We start from the raw sequence: 16,377 nt of genomic DNA on the forward strand, positions 1-16,377 counted from the left end.
TAAATAGTACATAAGGGTATGTTATACGTAATTTAGATAGGAACACATCATACTTAAATATCTGCTTCTGTAATCTTAACTTTACACGGGCAATTAATTAAAAGCTATCAAGTGCTATGTGCAGAGCTTAATGTATGATAGGAGCGTTTGTGGTGATCATTTATCTGCGCTTTAAAACCTAGACGCATAGTCTTGTATAGCACTCGTATGCTGGACTATATTCACAAGTGCTACAACTCAAAGGTGTGGTAGGCCATTAAGTTTTCTCTTCAAAGTGATAGTGTTACTTAACAGTTCACCATGATTAAAGCCCCCACTACTAGAAGTATCTTTAAAGAGGAACTGATATCAAAAAGCATTTGTAGTCATTGTAACCTTTAGCCAGTCACCATATTGCCAACACGGTGTAATATGAGTCAGTAATTATAAATAATAATGAATGCTAAGACGGTTAGATAAATATATGAAATTATATAACCCCGCTTAACTCATTTTTCTAAACTTAGTTTTACCACCTACTACGTAGATAATCTAGCACTTGGCGTATTAGCCTTTTTATATACGACAAAGTAAATACTCCAATGTCATATGAATTAGTAAGGAGTTTCAATCTTTCTTCATTTATATATTCCCACCTAAAGAACACATCATACTTAATTTAATTATTATGTTACTATGAGCCCTGAGTACTATTTATTATTTATTTAGACAAAGCAAAGTGCATGTAATAATATAAGGCTGGTAAGATGTGTTCTTTGAGGTGTGTAATGGTAACTAAGGTACAAATTAGAAGTCAGTTTGATTTAATGAACGAATTAACTTTGAGGTTGATTGAAGAACTAAAAGAGTGTGAATTCTCCAAAGCGGAATATTATCAATTACCAGATGTAAGTAGTTTCGATGAGAGTAAAGTTCCAGAATCTATACTTGTTTCTAAAATCACTGGAGTACCTGCTCAAAAAGCAATCCTAAACTCTTTTTCAGACATGTATAAAAAATCAGGATTAAGCAGTCGTGTTTTAAAAAGGCACCCTGGTTTGCTCGTTATTAAAAATGCAGATAAACACGCTTTAAATAATCGTATAGCTCAAGTAAATAAAGCTAAAGCTACGTTTAAAGAATGTATTTTAGCTATTGATAGCAACGATGCTCGATTTGAAGCAGTTCACAATGCTATACCAAATTTAATAACGCTTGCCGCATATCGTAAAATTCATAGTGAAAGCGAATCGCCATTTTCGGTTAGGTTTACTTGGATGCACAAACACGCAACTAAAACGCTGACTAAAAAAATGGCTCTCGAAATGCTCGACAAATCGGCCAGTTATCGAAATCCAAGAATGATAGATCAACAAAAATGGCAATCACTTGTAGCTCAAGAACAATTACGGGTTGCTAGTTTAGGCGAAAAGGAAAAACTTAGAATTCGCCGCCCTACTCGAGTGAGTCCACAGGTAAATGTGAGATACACAGCGCAAAATCGCTATCATGTGAGTGCTGCATTACCCTTTATTCTGATTAATCCAGAACCAGACGTAAAATTAGGTATATTACCTGATTATCAAAAACCCGAAACTCACCCTCGTAAGCGCGAGTATGATTTTTTGGTTGATAGGTTATATTTAGAACAGGTTGAGCGGTAGTCATTATGTTAAAAAGGCCACATAGTGTGGCCTTTTTAGTTATGCGTACAGTATTTAAAATAACGGTTATTATTTTTCTACTATTTCTTCAATTTTATCTTCATCAATCAGCACGGCATTTTCAACAATGCGTTTACCGCCTTGGATTTCAATGCGTTTATTGTGTTTGTTCAATGTAAGTATTTCATCGCAAAACTGATCAGACGGGTGCATTTCGTATGTGTAATCGATAATGTTACCGGTTTTGTCATCTTTAACGTTTGTAATGCTGTATTCTGATATTGCACCTTTTTCAATCAAATCTTTCATTGTGGTGGTCATATCACGACGAAGTGCTTTTAATTTATTTTCGGTAATATCATCAGTTGAATAAATAGATCCGTATTTTTCCATAATAGAAAGTAATCTAAAATGGTACGTTTTACCTGGTGCTGCATAACGCCAAAGGTGATACAAACGAAGCATCATCCAACGCGATAATCCACGTTTTAATTCTTGAGCGCTATTAAAGTAATACCCTTTGTATTCAAGGTTATCAATCATGTTATGAACAAATGCATTTAAACAGGCGACGCATTTTACATTGCCACCCTGACCTTTTTTGCCACTAAAATGCAGTGACGATAAAAAGTTCATGTTTGACTCGTAAAACGAATCATCTATATCAGAATTTTTAGTATCTGTTGCCGAATATTTAAATGAAAGTTTAGAACCTTGCAATGCTTCAAGTGACTCTTTTATTGCAGGATATGGCATTGACTGCCCTACCGCTTTGAGTTCTTGTGCTAATTCGTTCATAGAAAAAACAACCGCGTATTGAATACCGGATTTAAAATTAATTTTAACTATTTTGCCTTTAGAAGCTAAACGAATAAGTGCTCGCTCTACTTTTTCTTCTCTATCTGATGGCCAAACAAGGTATTCAACATCTTCGCCATCTTTGCGTGTACTTACAACAGCTGGCGTTATTTTTATTTCGCCATCGTACAAAATACCATCTACTTTTTCAGATATTTTACGCGTAATAATTGTTTTTTTAGGCGCTTCTTCAAGTGGCAATTTTTTATAGCCCGAGCGAACAAAGCGTCCCCACAAATCATAGTGATTAAACGTGTTTGAATATGCACGTAATCCATGTGCTGCGTTTTCAATAGAAATTCGCACGTCTTTGTTGTCTGTAAATAGTGCTAAACTTTCGTTATCTATTGCACTTTCCACCCCGTGGATTTGGCCCCTAAGTGTATCGGGCAAGTTATCTACCGAGATGTTGACCTTTCGGCTCATTGTTCTTATTTCCATTTTTATTGCGACAGCTAATAACAACACATTAAGCAACAAAAGTTAAATGTTTAAGTTAGTATAAAAGTGATCTGACTTTAAATAAAACGTTTGGATCACTATTATACTAAGTGATGTACATTACTTACGATTTCAGATCATATTTATACTAAGTGGACTATCACAAATCTAATTTTTACTAACTCAGCTGTTATTTTGTCCATTACAATGGCTTAATTTTAAAATTAAGCACGACAAATACACCAAAAAATATATTCCCCTGTGGATAAAGCCTTATCGAGTTAGAATAGATCTGATCTGTACCAAGTACAGATCAGATCTATACTAATTAAAAGCGTATTTTGATGTTGCGACTAGTGCATAACTTTATAATTTACTTAGTAAAAAACTGATCTGCAGGGCTCTTTTTGTTCATAACTTCATGCGTAACCTGTGTATAACTCTATATTTAAAATAGACCTTAGTAAAAAGCTGATCCGCAGGTAGATAAAGATCTGATCTTAACCAAGTATAAACCTGATCTGCTTTTTTAAACATTATTCATATAAATCATAATGTTATGTGCTCTTTTTACACCCTTAACCTTTATTACCTTATATATTTAACCACCTTTAAACTTCTTTATTTATACTAAGCAATATTAAAGGTGTAAAAATATTTTTAGATGTCTTGTTTTTAAAATGCATGTCGTCTTAAATAGTTGTTTACAGCTATTTGAATGGACATTATACTAACTGCCTAACTTTGAGGAAGAAAGTATGTCTATCAACAATAACGCATTAAGTACCTATCGGCTTTTGAAAGCCACAGCTGAAGTTGCTGAAAAATCATTAGAAGGACGTATTCAGCACTACCGTGCCCATCTTAAATCAGAAGAAAAAGAATTAAGAACGTATACACAAAAAGCAGCTGCTGATTTATTAGGTTGTAATAATCGTACTTTAAAAAGACGTCATGATAATGGCGACTTCGATGATTTAAACATAAAACGCGGTGCTAACGGTCACTATGCTTACACATTAGTAAATATTTTTGCTATGGCCGATATTATGGACATTAAACCAGATCATCGTACTGGTGATGACAAACTGCAAGTTATTGTAATTAATTCTCTCAAAGGCGGCTGCGGTAAAACTACCAGTATGGTTAATATAGCGGCAGCGCTTGCAACTACAAATATTAAACGTTATCGCATTGGTATTATAGATTTAGACCCACAAGGCTCTTCTTCAAGCTTTTTTCCTTCAAGTGAGCACGATCCGATTACTGTTGGTGATTTAATGCGTGATTGCATAGATTTAGACGAGGGTGAAACATGGCCTGAATTTGTGTCTAACTCATTTTTACCAACGCATATCCCAAATATTCGTGTATTACCATCGGGTATGGATGACTTTTACTTTGAGCACGAAACGGCAACATTGCTCAAAGATACCTCAAATTATGAGCAAACTCGCCATTACCACAAGTTACTTGAGAAAGTAATTGACCCCGTTAAAGACGAGTTTGATATTATCTTAATTGACACCGCACCTACCCTTAACTTTATGTTTTATAATGCATTAATGGCCTCTACTGCGATGCTTATTCCTGTTCATCCGGAAGCTGTAGATTTTGATGCTAATAACAAATATTTGAAACGACTAGGTGAGATTTACCATACAGTTGCAGCACTTGGCCATGAGGGCTGGGACTTTATGCAATTTTTAGTGACCAATTATGTGAAAGGTAATCACTCACAGCGCGATATCGTTAAAGATGTTCGTAGTGCATTTGGTCGCCAAGTAATGAGCTACCCAATCAATCACAGCTCCGCGATTACCGCTAGTTCATCGTCTTTCAACACTATTTTTGATCAAAAAGCATCAGACAGCTTAGCAAGTCGTGAGTCATTAATGCGCGCTCAAGAAAATATTAAAGATGTGGTCGATGAGCTAGAAATGCTTATTCGTTCAAATTGGCAGTCAACTCAATCAACACTCAATACCCCTAAGTAAGGATGTTAAATAAAAATGGCTAAAAAACGTAAAAATGACACCCGCTTAGATCCATTTGCAACTGCTGTAGGCAGCAGTAGTCTTGATGCATTACTAGAACAAGCGAATGCTGGCGATGTAATTAGAATGCCTGCACCGAGCGACCCTGCTCGTCAAATTACGCTTGTTTGTAAAGTGATCGCACATGCTGATATTGAATCTACCACTGGTGTATATGGCAAAAATCGTCGTGTACAGGCACTTCTAAACGAAAAGTCAGTATCAGACATTCTTCCTGCAATTCGTGAAGATGGCCGAAATCAACATCCTGCGCTACTTTGGGATCAAGGTGACAAAAGTTTAGTTCTGGCAGGTTCACGTCGTCGTATGGCCTGTATTTTAGGTAACGCAGATTATTTAGTACTTAGTTCAAGCGATTTTACTGATCAAGATGCAAAAATTTTAGCGGTATCTTCAGATCAATACATTGCTCCGAGTTTATGGGAGCTTGGCCAAGCATACCAACAAACTAAAAATGAACTTATTGAGCAAGGTAAAAAAGGATCTTATAGAGAGATTGCCGCGATAGAAGGTGTATCGCATACTGCAATTGCAGATGCAATTAAAGCTTATGAGCAAATTCCTGCTGATGTCATTGCACTTTACCCGACTGCTAATCACGTAGGTCGCGAAGTCGCTAAAAAGCTTGTTAGCGCAAAGGAGCGAGACGAAGAGGCGTTTAATCAACTTGTTAGTGCCCTTGCTAGTGATGAAGAGTTAAATGCGATTACAAGCGACGACAAGCGTGCAATGGCGATCACTAAATGCCTAACTTCAGAGCCACAAGTAGCTGTTAAGCGCGAAGCTGTACTAGAAAATAACTTCATATCGGTACAACGCAATTTAAAAAGCGGTGATGTCTCTATCAAAATTGATAATAAAGTAATGACAGACAAGCGCTTAGAGCAATTAACTAAGTTATTAAGTGCCTTTAATTAGTTAGTTAAATAATGATCTGTCAGGCATATTTACTTAGTTAAATAGTGATCTGGCAGATTGTTTTGTTAGTAAAAATCTGATCTTTACTAGCCTATTTCCTCTTTAAATAATCATATTCCTTCCTCAAGATCACTTTTTTACTAACTAATCTCCTCTTTTTAGCTACATTCCTTCATTTATTATTATTGTTAGTAAAATCGTGATCTGTAATGCTTACTTTTATGTTTCTAACTATATGTAACTTCTACCATTGCAGTTGTTTTAAATATTATTTTGTAAAATTGGATGCTTATTTTTACTTACAAACCGATTTTTTACTAAGTTATCAGCTCCAACCAGTTTATATCTTGTTAATAGTGCTTTAGCTCAGAGCACATAAGGCATATACTGGCAGGATTATTTTTAAAATTTAATGCTTAGAGTGACATGTCTGCTAACTTATCAAAAAATGATTTAATGGCTATTTTTGAAGAAATTAAAAATGAGCAGGCTACCCAGTTTCCTCTGTCTGAACGCTTTATTAAAAAACTTTTCCGTGAAAATGTTTTAGATAAAGGCAAAGAATATTACAAGAAAGGTCAAATCACTTGGCTAGAACACACCCCTAATTTTTCTGTAGTCGACTCTACTGTACAAGTGGATAATGGATCATCGTTTAACCAACGTATTGAGATCAGTAAAGTACCAACTGGCTATTCTGTTGATACGCATTGTACGTGTAATGCAAAAACTAAATGCCGACATTTAGCTGCTATTTTATTTAAGCTCAAAATAGAGCACTCTGGTGAGTATGGCGAAGATTACTTTATTAATGACTGGTTTAGCGAATTAAGCGCACTTAAAAGTGGTGATCAAAACACGCCATCGCAAGTATTATTATTTGTATTAGATATTGAAAATAACAAAGTATTCTTAACACCTAAAATAGCGAATGTTGAGACTAAAAAGAATTACACGTTAGGTCGAAATCTGACCGAGCAGCAGTTAAATAGTTTTGTAACGCCGAGTGACTTACTCGAAAGTGATTTTAGATTATTTAGTTGGATACGCTCACAAAATGCAGTGGGAAGTATTGAGCTAAAAGGCCAGTGGGGTTTTAGTGCCTTACAACAGTTGATAGCTACAGAACGCCTGTTTTTCCAGCGTTCTCGAGTGCCAATTAAAGCGCAATCTGGCCAAGCATTAAGTTTTAGTTGGGAGCAAGATAAAGATCTCTCACAATTAGTTATTAAGCTTGAGCAAACACAAAACTGGGCTTTATTAAAAACAACACCACCTACTTACCTCGATTTAGATCATTTAAAAGCGGGCCGTCTTCGCACCCCATTGAGTGCAGACGAAATAGCACATTTACAAACTATGCCTGCTTTGCATGACGCTAATTTTGATAGAATATACAAGCAGCTTGCCGATAACTTTGGTGCAGGTGTAATACCCCACCCTACTAATTTACAGCCAACATTGCCTAAAATCTCTAGTAATGCTGTTTTAAAAGTAACTATGGGCGATCAAGGTTTATCTCTTTCGTTGTTATTTAAGTATAAAAATAAAAACTATTTAGCAGGTGCAGCACCTGCAAGTACGATTAATAGTGCATTTGAAAATACTGTAACTAACGAACTAATTAACTTAGGATTTGAATTTTGTAAAGGGGGTTTACAAAGTGAACTGGTATTTACAAAGCAGTCTTCAATCCATTTGCATTGGCTAATATACGAAGTATTCCCTGGCTTTAAGCAACGTGGTTGGCAAGTAAGTGTAAGTAAAGTAACGAGTTCTAATCCGCAGTGTGAAGTTAGTTTACATGTACACCGCGCAGCAGGGCATCAAATGCACTGCAAAGTATTGCTATGTGATGCTAAAGCATCGCTGTTGTTTACTAATACTGACCCGCTATATCAGTCATTAAATCGCCAAAGTGAACTATTTTACTACTATCCGCTTGGTCGTGAATTTGGGGTTATCAATAAGTCAGCAATTAACTTATTAAATGAATTTAAAGAGCGTTTTGAATTTGTAAAAACACGAGACGAATTTAATATTCCGCTTTCGTATTTACCTGAATTAGTAAAGCACACTGCTATAAACGTAGAGCTTCACGACGACTCATTAGAGCTATACTTACAAGAGCTAAATAGTCCCGATAAAGCAATTACTAAGGTTTCATTACATGGCTTAAATGACTCAGTAACACTTCGTGAGTACCAACAGCAAGGTGTTGACTGGCTTAGCTTTTTAAAACGTCACCAATTAGGTGGTATTTTAGCTGATGACATGGGCCTGGGTAAAACCTTGCAAGTTATTGCATTTTTAGCCAGTACATTTAACCGCCCGCAAGCAGGCCCTACACTTATAGTGTGTCCAACTAGTTTGGTGAGTAACTGGAAAAACGAAATTATTAAGTTTGCTAAAAGCTTAAAAGTCACCACTATTTTTGGTTCAAATCGTAACGATCCTTTACAGCACTTAGCGCAAGCGCAGTGTATACTTACTACATATCCACTTTTAAAGCGTGATATTGCATATTATTCGCCATTATATTTTGAAAATATAATCCTCGACGAAGCACAATACATTAAAAACGATACCGCACAGGTTTCGCGATTAGTTAAACGCTTAAATGCCGACTTTAAACTTTGTTTAAGTGGTACTCCAATCGAGAATAATTTACTTGAGCTTAAATCGTTACTCGATTTTGCTATGCCATCGTTACTTGGGTCTCAAGCCCACTTTAAGCAGCACTTTCAAACGCCTATTGAGCGTGAAGCTGATATGGAGAGAGCTGAGCAGTTAAAAGCGTTAATTATGCCTTTTATAATGCGCCGCACTAAAGCACAAGTAGCGCAAGAGCTGCCTGAAAAAACAGAGCTAACTAAAGAGTTTGAGTTTGAGCCTAAGCAAAAAGAAATGTATCAAGGTATTACACGTTCATTAGAAGAGAAGCTAATAGACTTATTTGCCGAACAAGGCGCACAAAAAAGTAAACTTGCATTTTTAGAGGCACTTTTAAAGTTAAGGCAAATTTGTTGCCACCCTAAATTAATAGATCCAGACACTCAAGCAGGCTCCGCTAAGCTTGAATGGTTAACAACACACTTACCGCTTATGTTAAGTCTCGGTCGTAAAATTATTATATTTAGTCAGTTCACATCGGCACTTGATTTAATAGCCCAACGCCTCGAAGAAATAAACATTACCTTTAGTATGCTTACGGGCCAAACGCGCCACCGAGATAAAGTAATCGACGAGTTTACCAGTGGTAAAACATCAGTGTTTTTAATTAGTTTAAAAGCTGGCGGTACAGGCCTTAACCTTACACAAGCCGATACAGTTATTCACTTTGATCCATGGTGGAACCCTGCTGTAGAAAAACAAGCGACTGATAGAGCTTACCGTATTGGCCAAACTAACCCTGTATTTGTGTATAAGCTCATAATGAGTAATTCAATAGAGCAAAAAGTATTTAAAATGCAACAAGACAAACAAGCCCTTGTAGATGCGTTATTTACTGATAAATCAATGAGCTTTACAAAGTTTGATGAACAACAAATGTTATCGCTAATTAAAAACTAAATTGATTTAAAAAGTTTTGATCTTTTTATGAACTTAATTAAAAAGCGGACGTCTACTATTATGCTTGTTGGTTAATTGCAGTTAGCACAAGCATCATGTTGATTCCCCATTTAGTTACTAATTTTAGTAATGATTAAGCCAGCCCATTTTGAGTTGGCTTTTTTTATGCCTAAAATTTAGCGTTCGGCACTTATTTTAAAAGTTTTTACTTTTTTATGAACTTAATTAAAAAACGGACGTCTACTATTATGCTTGTTGATTAATTGCAGTTAATCCAGGTTTTCATGTTGATTCCCCCCATTTAGTTACTAATTTTAGTAATGATTGAGCCAGCCCATTTTGAGTTGGCTTTTTTTATGCCTAAAATTTAGCGTTCAGCACTTATTTTAAAAGTTTTTACTTTTTTATGAACTTAATTAAAAAACGGACGTCTACTATTATGCTTGTTGATTAATTGTAGTTAATACAAGTTTTCATGTTGATTCCCCCCATTTAGTTACTAATTTTAGTAATGATTGAGCCAGCCCATTTTGAGTTGGCTTTTTTTATGCCTAAATTTAGCATTCAATTTTTATTTTAAAAGTTTTGATCTTTTTATGAACTTAATTCAAAGAGCGGCGTCTACTATTATGCTTGTTGATTAATTGCAGTTAATACAGGTTTTATGTTGATTTCCCCCTATTTGATTACTAATTTTAGTAATGATTAAGCCAGTTCATTTTGAACTGGCTTTTTTTATACGCATAATTTGATTTGTTTAAATCAACCCGAATAAAAATAAATGATCTTTCGTAAATTAATTTGAATTAATTATTTTGTTTTCCGGTCTACTCTAATGCCTGTTGTTATATAGCCTCACCCAGTAATATTAGTTATTTTGGTGATTATGTATTTAAGTTGCAGCTTACTCGGGCACATGTTGATTTTCCCTTTGATTACTTAATTTAGTAATACTTGACCAGCTTATTTTGAGCTGGTTTTTTTATATCTGTAATTTCTTTGCTCCCCTACTTCTATTGCTTGTTATTGGTTATGATGGCATGTCTCTAAATTTTATAAGTTTATTTTATGCTCACTCAAGTACTCACTAATATTGATTGGCTAAGCGCCGGTGCTGGTGTTGCGTTAGGCGTTGTATTATACGGCGTTGTATCAACACAGCTTCGCAAAAAGCTACATCTACAAATAAGCGAACAGCAGCAACAGCTTTCCCTATTACAAAATCAATTTGATAATAAAGAGCTGCAATATAGCGCCTTGCAAGAAGATCACGAACTGCTAGAACATACTCACCAAGAACAGCGCGATGAAGCCCAGCATTTTAAAACGCGTTTTAGCGAACAAGAAAAACAAAGCATTCAATACAATCACTTTTGGCGTAAAGCCGAAGGCGAGCTTGCAGCGCTTCGTGAGCAATATAATCAACGCGATGTTGAATATAATAATATGCGCACCACCCTTGAGCAAAAACAACAAAGCTTTACCGAGCAACTCGCGCAAATTGAGCAAAGTAAAAATATGCTCAAAAAAGAATTTGAAAACCTAGCCAATAAGATTCTAGAAGAAAAATCACAAAGCTTTAAAACCTTAAATCAAGAAAGCATTGAACAATTATTAAAACCGGTTCAAGGAGAGCTAAAAGGCTTTAGAGAAAAAATGGAATCAATACATGTTGAAGACATAAAACAACGAACCGCGCTTAAAACCGAGCTATTGCATTTGCAAGCTAAAAGCCAAGCTATAACAGATCAAGCCGACAAGCTCAGCAACGCGCTACAAGGGCAAAAGAAAACCCAAGGTAATTGGGGCGAACTCATGCTCGAAAACGTCTTAGATAGCGCTGGCTTACGTGCTGGCGTTGATTATAAGCGCGAAGTGTCGTTTAACACTGAAGATGGCCGCTTGCGCCCTGATGTAGTTGTTTACTTACCACAAGGTCGCCACTTAGTCATTGATGCTAAAACATCATTAAATGCTTATACACGCTATGTGAACGCTGAAAATGAGCTAGATGCTAATCAAGCAATTAAAGAGCATGTAAACGCCGTTACAGCACGTATTAATGAGCTTGCGAGTAAATCGTACGACCGTTTACCAGGGCTTAATTCGCCTGAAGTTGTGGTTATGTTTGTACCAATAGAATCAGCTTTTGTAGAAGCACTTAAATATCAAAGTGATATTTACCAACAAGCAATCGAAAAAAATATACTGGTAGCTACACCTACTACCCTGCTTACTAGTTTAAATATTGTTAAACAGCTTTGGCGTTTTGAAGAGCAAACCAAATACTCAAAAGAGCTGGCAAATCGGGCTGAGCGTTTTTATAACAAGCTCAATGGTTTTTTATTAAGTATGGAAGGCGTAGGTAAGCAGCTTGATAAAGCGAAAGAAAGTTACGACAAAGCGTTCTCGCAATTATACCGCGGTAAAGGTAATTTAATTAAACAAGCATCAGAGTTTAAAGAGCTTGGTGTATCGGTACAAAAAGAGTTACCTAGTGAGAGCGTTGAACGTGCGCAGCTAGAGCTTGATTAGATTTATTAAGTGTTTTCAATTAAGTATGTTGAATAATGTACGTTAGAAACCTGAGGTGTTTATGAATAATAAGATTATAGGTATTGTTTTAATCGTTATAGGTATCGCTTTAATTATGTGGGGATATGACGTGTATGATGCGGCGGCTTCGCAGTTAAGCCGCGCATTTAGTGGTGATACACCAATAGAAGCATGGGCGGGTATTATTGGCGGTGCCATCTGTGTGTTAATTGGCATTAAAAAGCTTAAGTAACATAAATAAAATACAGCTTACTGGGGCTTGTTGACCTCTCAGGATAAAATTTGTTCAATCTAGGGGCTATTTAATCGCGGCGCGAGGTTTGTAATTTAGTGGGCTCGATAACTGCTCCTGCATTATTCTAATGGCTTACATCCATGTAATAATAAGTAAAAACCGAGCTACAAAGAGTAAATTGCCCCTAGGCAGAACCCTTAGGGCAACGCATGTTTGGCATTTATACTACGTTATCGTCTGTTTATGGGGGATAACCACACTACATAGACTCTGCCTTGCCTAAATACCAAACAGTCTGCTGCAAATTTAACCTCAAAAGATAAACAGGCCCTGAATAAGCTGTATTAGTTTATTTGTAATCCATCACTTCTAGTAATTCATTTAATTTACTTTCTGGCAGGCATTCGCCTTTATCCCAATAAGAGTTTAGTAACGCAGTTAAACTGCCAATACGCTGTGACTTTTTCTGCATTTGCTCAATCAAAATGTCAGCTTCTTTTTGTTTTTTTTCTAAACGTTCGATTATTACTGTGTGGTTTAGCTCGCCGTTTTCGTTACGTAATAAAGGTATTTCGTTGAGTGAAAACCCCAAGCTTTGTGAAAATTTAATTAATTGCAGTTTTTCTAAGTTTTGTTGGGTGTAAAGCCTATAACCATTAGCACTGCGAGTGGTTGGTGCTAATAACCCTTTGCTTTCGTAAAAACGAATAGTGCTGGCAGGTATGTTGGTAAGTTTTGCAAGTTCGCCTATTTTCATAACTAATAATAACTCCACTTTACATAAACTTAGTAGGTTGACCTTCAAGCTAACTTTAAGGTTATAGTTGTTTTAATGTCAATTTAATTAGCCAATAATTATGCGCAACCCTGTGTTTACCTCCTTTACCTTGCCAAGTGGTTTAGTATTAAAAAATCGTATTGCCAAAGCCGCTATGGAAGAAAACCTAGCACAAGAGGACCAAACGCCCTCCCAAGCACTTAAAAATGTTTATAGCGCATGGGCTAAAGGCGGTACAGGGCTAATTATTACTGGCAATGTAATGGTTGATCATTTAGCGATGACAGGCCCAGGTGGCCTAGTGCTTGAGCAAAGTACCGATATTACTGCCTTTGCAGAGCTTGCTCGTTTATCAAAGCAAAATAATTGCAAAGTGGTGATGCAAATTAATCACCCTGGTAGGCAAGTATTTAAAAAAATGGGTGGAAAGGCTCTATCAGCGTCAAGTGTTGCACTTAATATGGGTAAGCACTCGCACTTATTTCGCGTACCAAAGGCAATGACGCAAACCGACATTGACGATGTTATTACCCGCTTTACACAAACTGCACTACAAGCCGAAAAAGCCGGTTTTAATGGTGTACAAATACATGCAGCGCATGGCTATTTACTTGCCCAGTTTTTATCGCCACTTACCAATAAGCGCGACGATAAATGGGGGGGAAGTTTACAAAATAGAGCCCGCTTACTTCTCGAAATAACCCGCAGTATTAAAGCGGTTTGTTCCCCCCCCCTTTCGGTTTCGGTAAAGTTAAACTCTGCAGATTTTCAACGTGGTGGGTTTGAACCCAGTGACGCGCAAGTTGTAGTGGATTTATTGAATGAACTCAATGTTGATTTTGTGGAGCTATCGGGTGGTAGTTACGAAGCCCCTGCCATGCAAGGTAAAACAGGTGACGAACGCACACTTGCCCGCGAAGCATACTTTTTAGAGTTTGCAAAAGCGATTAGCCACCGCTCATCAATCCCAATAATGACCACCGGCGGCATTAGTCGCTTATCTATTGCCAACAACGTGATTGAAAGTGGAGTGGCCCTCGTGGGTATTGCCACTGCGCTTGCATACCAACCAAATTTACCAAACAAATGGCAAAATGAGCCACTGCAACTAGCCGTATTACCCAATGTTACTTGGCAAGATAAAACCCTCGCAGGGCTTGCCACTATGGCACTGGTAAAAAGGCAAATACGCCGTTTAGGCCAAGGTAAACCTGTAAAAACAAACGCTTCACCAATATTTACTTTAATTAGCGACCAGCTACGTTCGGTTAAATTAACTAAGCGTTACCGCAATCGCTTTGCTAGTGAGATTAATTAAGCTTTGGTATTCACTCTTTTTATGTATTCCGATTTTGTTTACTAATTTTTACACTTGAATAAATGTAACCATTTTTATGTTGTGTAAATGAGTATTAAAGCGTGCACCAATTTGGAAGTTTGCTTTTTTATCAAGCTATTAAAGTGCACTATTTTGTGCATATTAAAGTACTGTACGAGTAAAGAAAATAATCATTCTAAAATGTTAATTAAAGTGCGCGTTCAGCGTTTGTTAATTTAACCATCTTATTGAAATTATTGATATTTATTGTTTTTCTCCCGCTTGAGTTTGGTTGGTATTTATACTAGTTTATAGCGTAGATATTTAACCTTACTCAAGGAGAATAGTTACATGGTATCTCGCAGAAATTTTATTAAAGCAGGCGCTGCTTTAAGTTTAGGCTCTATTTTTAGTGCTTCAGCTTTGGCTGAACAATTAAAAGTAAAAATGTCTAACGGCAGTGTTATGCAAACTAAAGGAGCAATAGATAAAAGCGCTGCTCTGCCCACAAACGATGTTACTAACGCTAAGCATTACCGGCCTGAATCAAGAATGGGCTTAGGCGGTCTTGCCGCTGGGAATGGCTTTAATACTATATCAAGCGATGCAGAAATTTTAACAATGCTAAATGCAGCATGGGATTCTGGTATTCGTCATTTTGATACGTCACCTTTTTACGGCTTGAGTTTAAGTGAAAGGCGCTTCGGTGATTTACTTCGAAACAAAAAGCGTGAAGATTATGTTTTATCCTCAAAAGTAGGTCGCCTTCTTACCCCTTCAGCAGAGCCTCTAGAAAATAGTTGGCATTGGGCTGATCACTCACCTTTTCATTATAAATATGATTACTCTGCATCAGGTACGCGCCGTTCAATAGAAGACACGTTGCATCGTATTGGAGTAGCTTCACTCGATATTGTTTATATTCACGATTTATCACCGCAAAATAGTGATATGGGAGATGATTGGCTTAAGTATTTTGATCAGGCAGCAAAAGGGGCTATTCCTGAGTTAACTAAAATGCGTGATGAAGGAATAATTAAAGGCTGGGGTTTTGGAGTAAATACACCTCATGCTATTTATAAAGCGCTTGATATGTCAGACCCTGATATTTGCTTACTAGCGCTGCAATATTCAATTTTAGATCATAAGCAGGCACTTGATAAAACCTTTCCTATGCTTGATAAACGAGGTGTTTCAGCAGTCATTGGTGCTCCGCTTAATGGTGGTTTTTTAGCCGGTCGTAACCGCTTTAATTATTCACCTAAAATTCCTGGGCCTATGCAGCAAAAGTTTAATGCAATAAACGACATTGCATCTAAACATGGGATTGATATTAAAACAGCTGCACTGCAATTCGCAGAGGCGCCTTCAACGGTATCCTCAATTATTCCTGGCGCACGCACGGCAGAGCAAATTAAAGCTAATGTAGCCTCAATGAAAGTTACCATACCAAGCGAATTTTGGAGTGAATTGAAATCTAAACAGCTTATTGCAGAAAACGCCCCCATACCCACATAACAAAATAGGTGTGCCATTTGCTTGGCACACCTCGTTATAGCTAATGAGGTTGATTTTCAAGCAACGCTTAGTAGTAAGTACATTGATTGGTGGGCATTTGTATAAGCGCAGCTTGCTGGCGTTTAAAAACGTAGTTTTTAAAATTAGTTTTAGGCAGTCAAAAGCTAGGTTTCTCGCGTGAGCAAGCTCTACATGCTGTGTCTCGATAAATAATAGACACAAGGCGCAGAGCTAATAGGTAGGAAAAATCTACCGATTACACTACCTCAAGCAGTAAAATATTTTATATAACAGCTCGTAACCTTATAAACGAAATGAACATCTCAGTGAGTATGTTAAAAGAGGATTGTTTAGTTGTGGTTGGCCAAAAGCATCATTGCGTGCCTATTACATATTACGCGTATCGGTATCATGCTGCGCTTCATCCTAGTGGTGAGAGCGTGTGGAACATATTGAAAGGGCTAAATATATAAAGCAAAAAG

Annotated in this window: 10 protein-coding genes; 8 read left to right on the top strand and 2 right to left on the bottom strand. The window is 36.8% G+C overall.

Annotation, left to right across the window (positions count from 1 at the left end):
* Nucleotides 1–767: 767 nt before the first annotated feature.
* Complete coding sequence (locus QL995_RS01770; RefSeq protein ID WP_197188217.1) at nt 768–1,643, top strand: DNA replication terminus site-binding protein; 876 nt, start codon at nt 768–770, stop codon at nt 1,641–1,643.
* Between the two features lie 69 nt (nt 1,644–1,712).
* Here QL995_RS01770 and QL995_RS01775 read toward each other — a convergent pair whose 3' ends face one another.
* On the bottom strand, nt 1,713–2,927 hold the full coding sequence (locus QL995_RS01775) for a hypothetical protein (protein ID WP_024591590.1): 1,215 nt from the start codon (nt 2,925–2,927) through the stop codon (nt 1,713–1,715).
* 773 nt (nt 2,928–3,700) lie between these two features.
* Between QL995_RS01775 and QL995_RS01780 the strand changes: the two genes are divergently transcribed.
* From QL995_RS01780 to QL995_RS01800, 5 genes are all read left to right on the top strand, one after another.
* Complete coding sequence (locus QL995_RS01780; RefSeq protein ID WP_007583176.1) at nt 3,701–4,939, top strand: AAA family ATPase; 1,239 nt, start codon at nt 3,701–3,703, stop codon at nt 4,937–4,939.
* Nucleotides 4,940–4,954: 15 nt separating this feature from the next.
* Nucleotides 4,955–5,917, top strand: a complete 963-nt coding sequence (locus tag QL995_RS01785; protein WP_010552908.1) for a transcriptional regulator — start codon at nt 4,955–4,957, stop codon at nt 5,915–5,917.
* Between the two features lie 426 nt (nt 5,918–6,343).
* Complete coding sequence (locus tag QL995_RS01790) at nt 6,344–9,490, top strand: DEAD/DEAH box helicase (protein ID WP_290292091.1); 3,147 nt, start codon at nt 6,344–6,346, stop codon at nt 9,488–9,490.
* Between the two features lie 1,068 nt (nt 9,491–10,558).
* Complete coding sequence (gene rmuC, locus QL995_RS01795; protein WP_290292094.1) at nt 10,559–12,025, top strand: DNA recombination protein RmuC; 1,467 nt, start codon at nt 10,559–10,561, stop codon at nt 12,023–12,025.
* A 61-nt stretch (nt 12,026–12,086) separates the two neighbouring features.
* The gene (locus tag QL995_RS01800; protein ID WP_007583678.1) at nt 12,087–12,278 is read left to right on the top strand and encodes a DUF3185 family protein; all 192 of its coding nucleotides are present in this window, start codon (nt 12,087–12,089) and stop codon (nt 12,276–12,278) included.
* A gap of 352 nt (nt 12,279–12,630) precedes the next feature.
* On the opposite strand, the gene QL995_RS01805 is transcribed toward QL995_RS01800, so the two are convergent.
* Nucleotides 12,631–13,038, bottom strand: a complete 408-nt coding sequence (locus QL995_RS01805) for a MerR family transcriptional regulator (protein WP_007583676.1) — start codon at nt 13,036–13,038, stop codon at nt 12,631–12,633.
* A 100-nt stretch (nt 13,039–13,138) separates the two neighbouring features.
* On the opposite strand from QL995_RS01805, the gene QL995_RS01810 reads away from it, so the two are divergent.
* The gene (locus QL995_RS01810) at nt 13,139–14,377 is read left to right on the top strand and encodes an NADH:flavin oxidoreductase/NADH oxidase family protein (RefSeq protein WP_290292097.1); all 1,239 of its coding nucleotides are present in this window, start codon (nt 13,139–13,141) and stop codon (nt 14,375–14,377) included.
* A 351-nt stretch (nt 14,378–14,728) separates the two neighbouring features.
* Nucleotides 14,729–15,895 carry an aldo/keto reductase gene (locus QL995_RS01815; RefSeq protein ID WP_165736080.1) on the top strand — a complete coding sequence of 389 codons (1,167 nt, stop codon included), beginning with the start codon at nt 14,729–14,731 and terminating at the stop codon, nt 15,893–15,895.
* Nucleotides 15,896–16,377 lie beyond the last annotated feature (482 nt).

It is taken from the genome of Pseudoalteromonas sp. APC 3358 (assembly GCF_030408075.1).
GTDB lineage: Bacteria > Pseudomonadota > Gammaproteobacteria > Enterobacterales > Alteromonadaceae > Pseudoalteromonas > Pseudoalteromonas arctica.

What these genes read in the sequence shown, in the direction of transcription:
- QL995_RS01800 (WP_007583678.1), top strand. Translation starts at nt 12,087, where the DNA reads ATGAATAATAAGATTATAGGTATTGTTTTAATCGTTATAGGTATCGCT.
- rmuC (WP_290292094.1), top strand. Translation starts at nt 10,559, where the DNA reads ATGCTCACTCAAGTACTCACTAATATTGATTGGCTAAGCGCCGGTGCT.
- QL995_RS01810 (WP_290292097.1), top strand. Translation starts at nt 13,139, where the DNA reads ATGCGCAACCCTGTGTTTACCTCCTTTACCTTGCCAAGTGGTTTAGTA.
- QL995_RS01770 (WP_197188217.1), top strand. Translation starts at nt 768, where the DNA reads ATGGTAACTAAGGTACAAATTAGAAGTCAGTTTGATTTAATGAACGAA.
- QL995_RS01790 (WP_290292091.1), top strand. Translation starts at nt 6,344, where the DNA reads ATGTCTGCTAACTTATCAAAAAATGATTTAATGGCTATTTTTGAAGAA.
- QL995_RS01775 (WP_024591590.1), bottom strand. Translation starts at nt 2,927, where the DNA reads ATGAGCCGAAAGGTCAACATCTCGGTAGATAACTTGCCCGATACACTT.
- QL995_RS01785 (WP_010552908.1), top strand. Translation starts at nt 4,955, where the DNA reads ATGGCTAAAAAACGTAAAAATGACACCCGCTTAGATCCATTTGCAACT.
- QL995_RS01805 (WP_007583676.1), bottom strand. Translation starts at nt 13,038, where the DNA reads ATGAAAATAGGCGAACTTGCAAAACTTACCAACATACCTGCCAGCACT.
- QL995_RS01780 (WP_007583176.1), top strand. Translation starts at nt 3,701, where the DNA reads ATGTCTATCAACAATAACGCATTAAGTACCTATCGGCTTTTGAAAGCC.
- QL995_RS01815 (WP_165736080.1), top strand. Translation starts at nt 14,729, where the DNA reads ATGGTATCTCGCAGAAATTTTATTAAAGCAGGCGCTGCTTTAAGTTTA.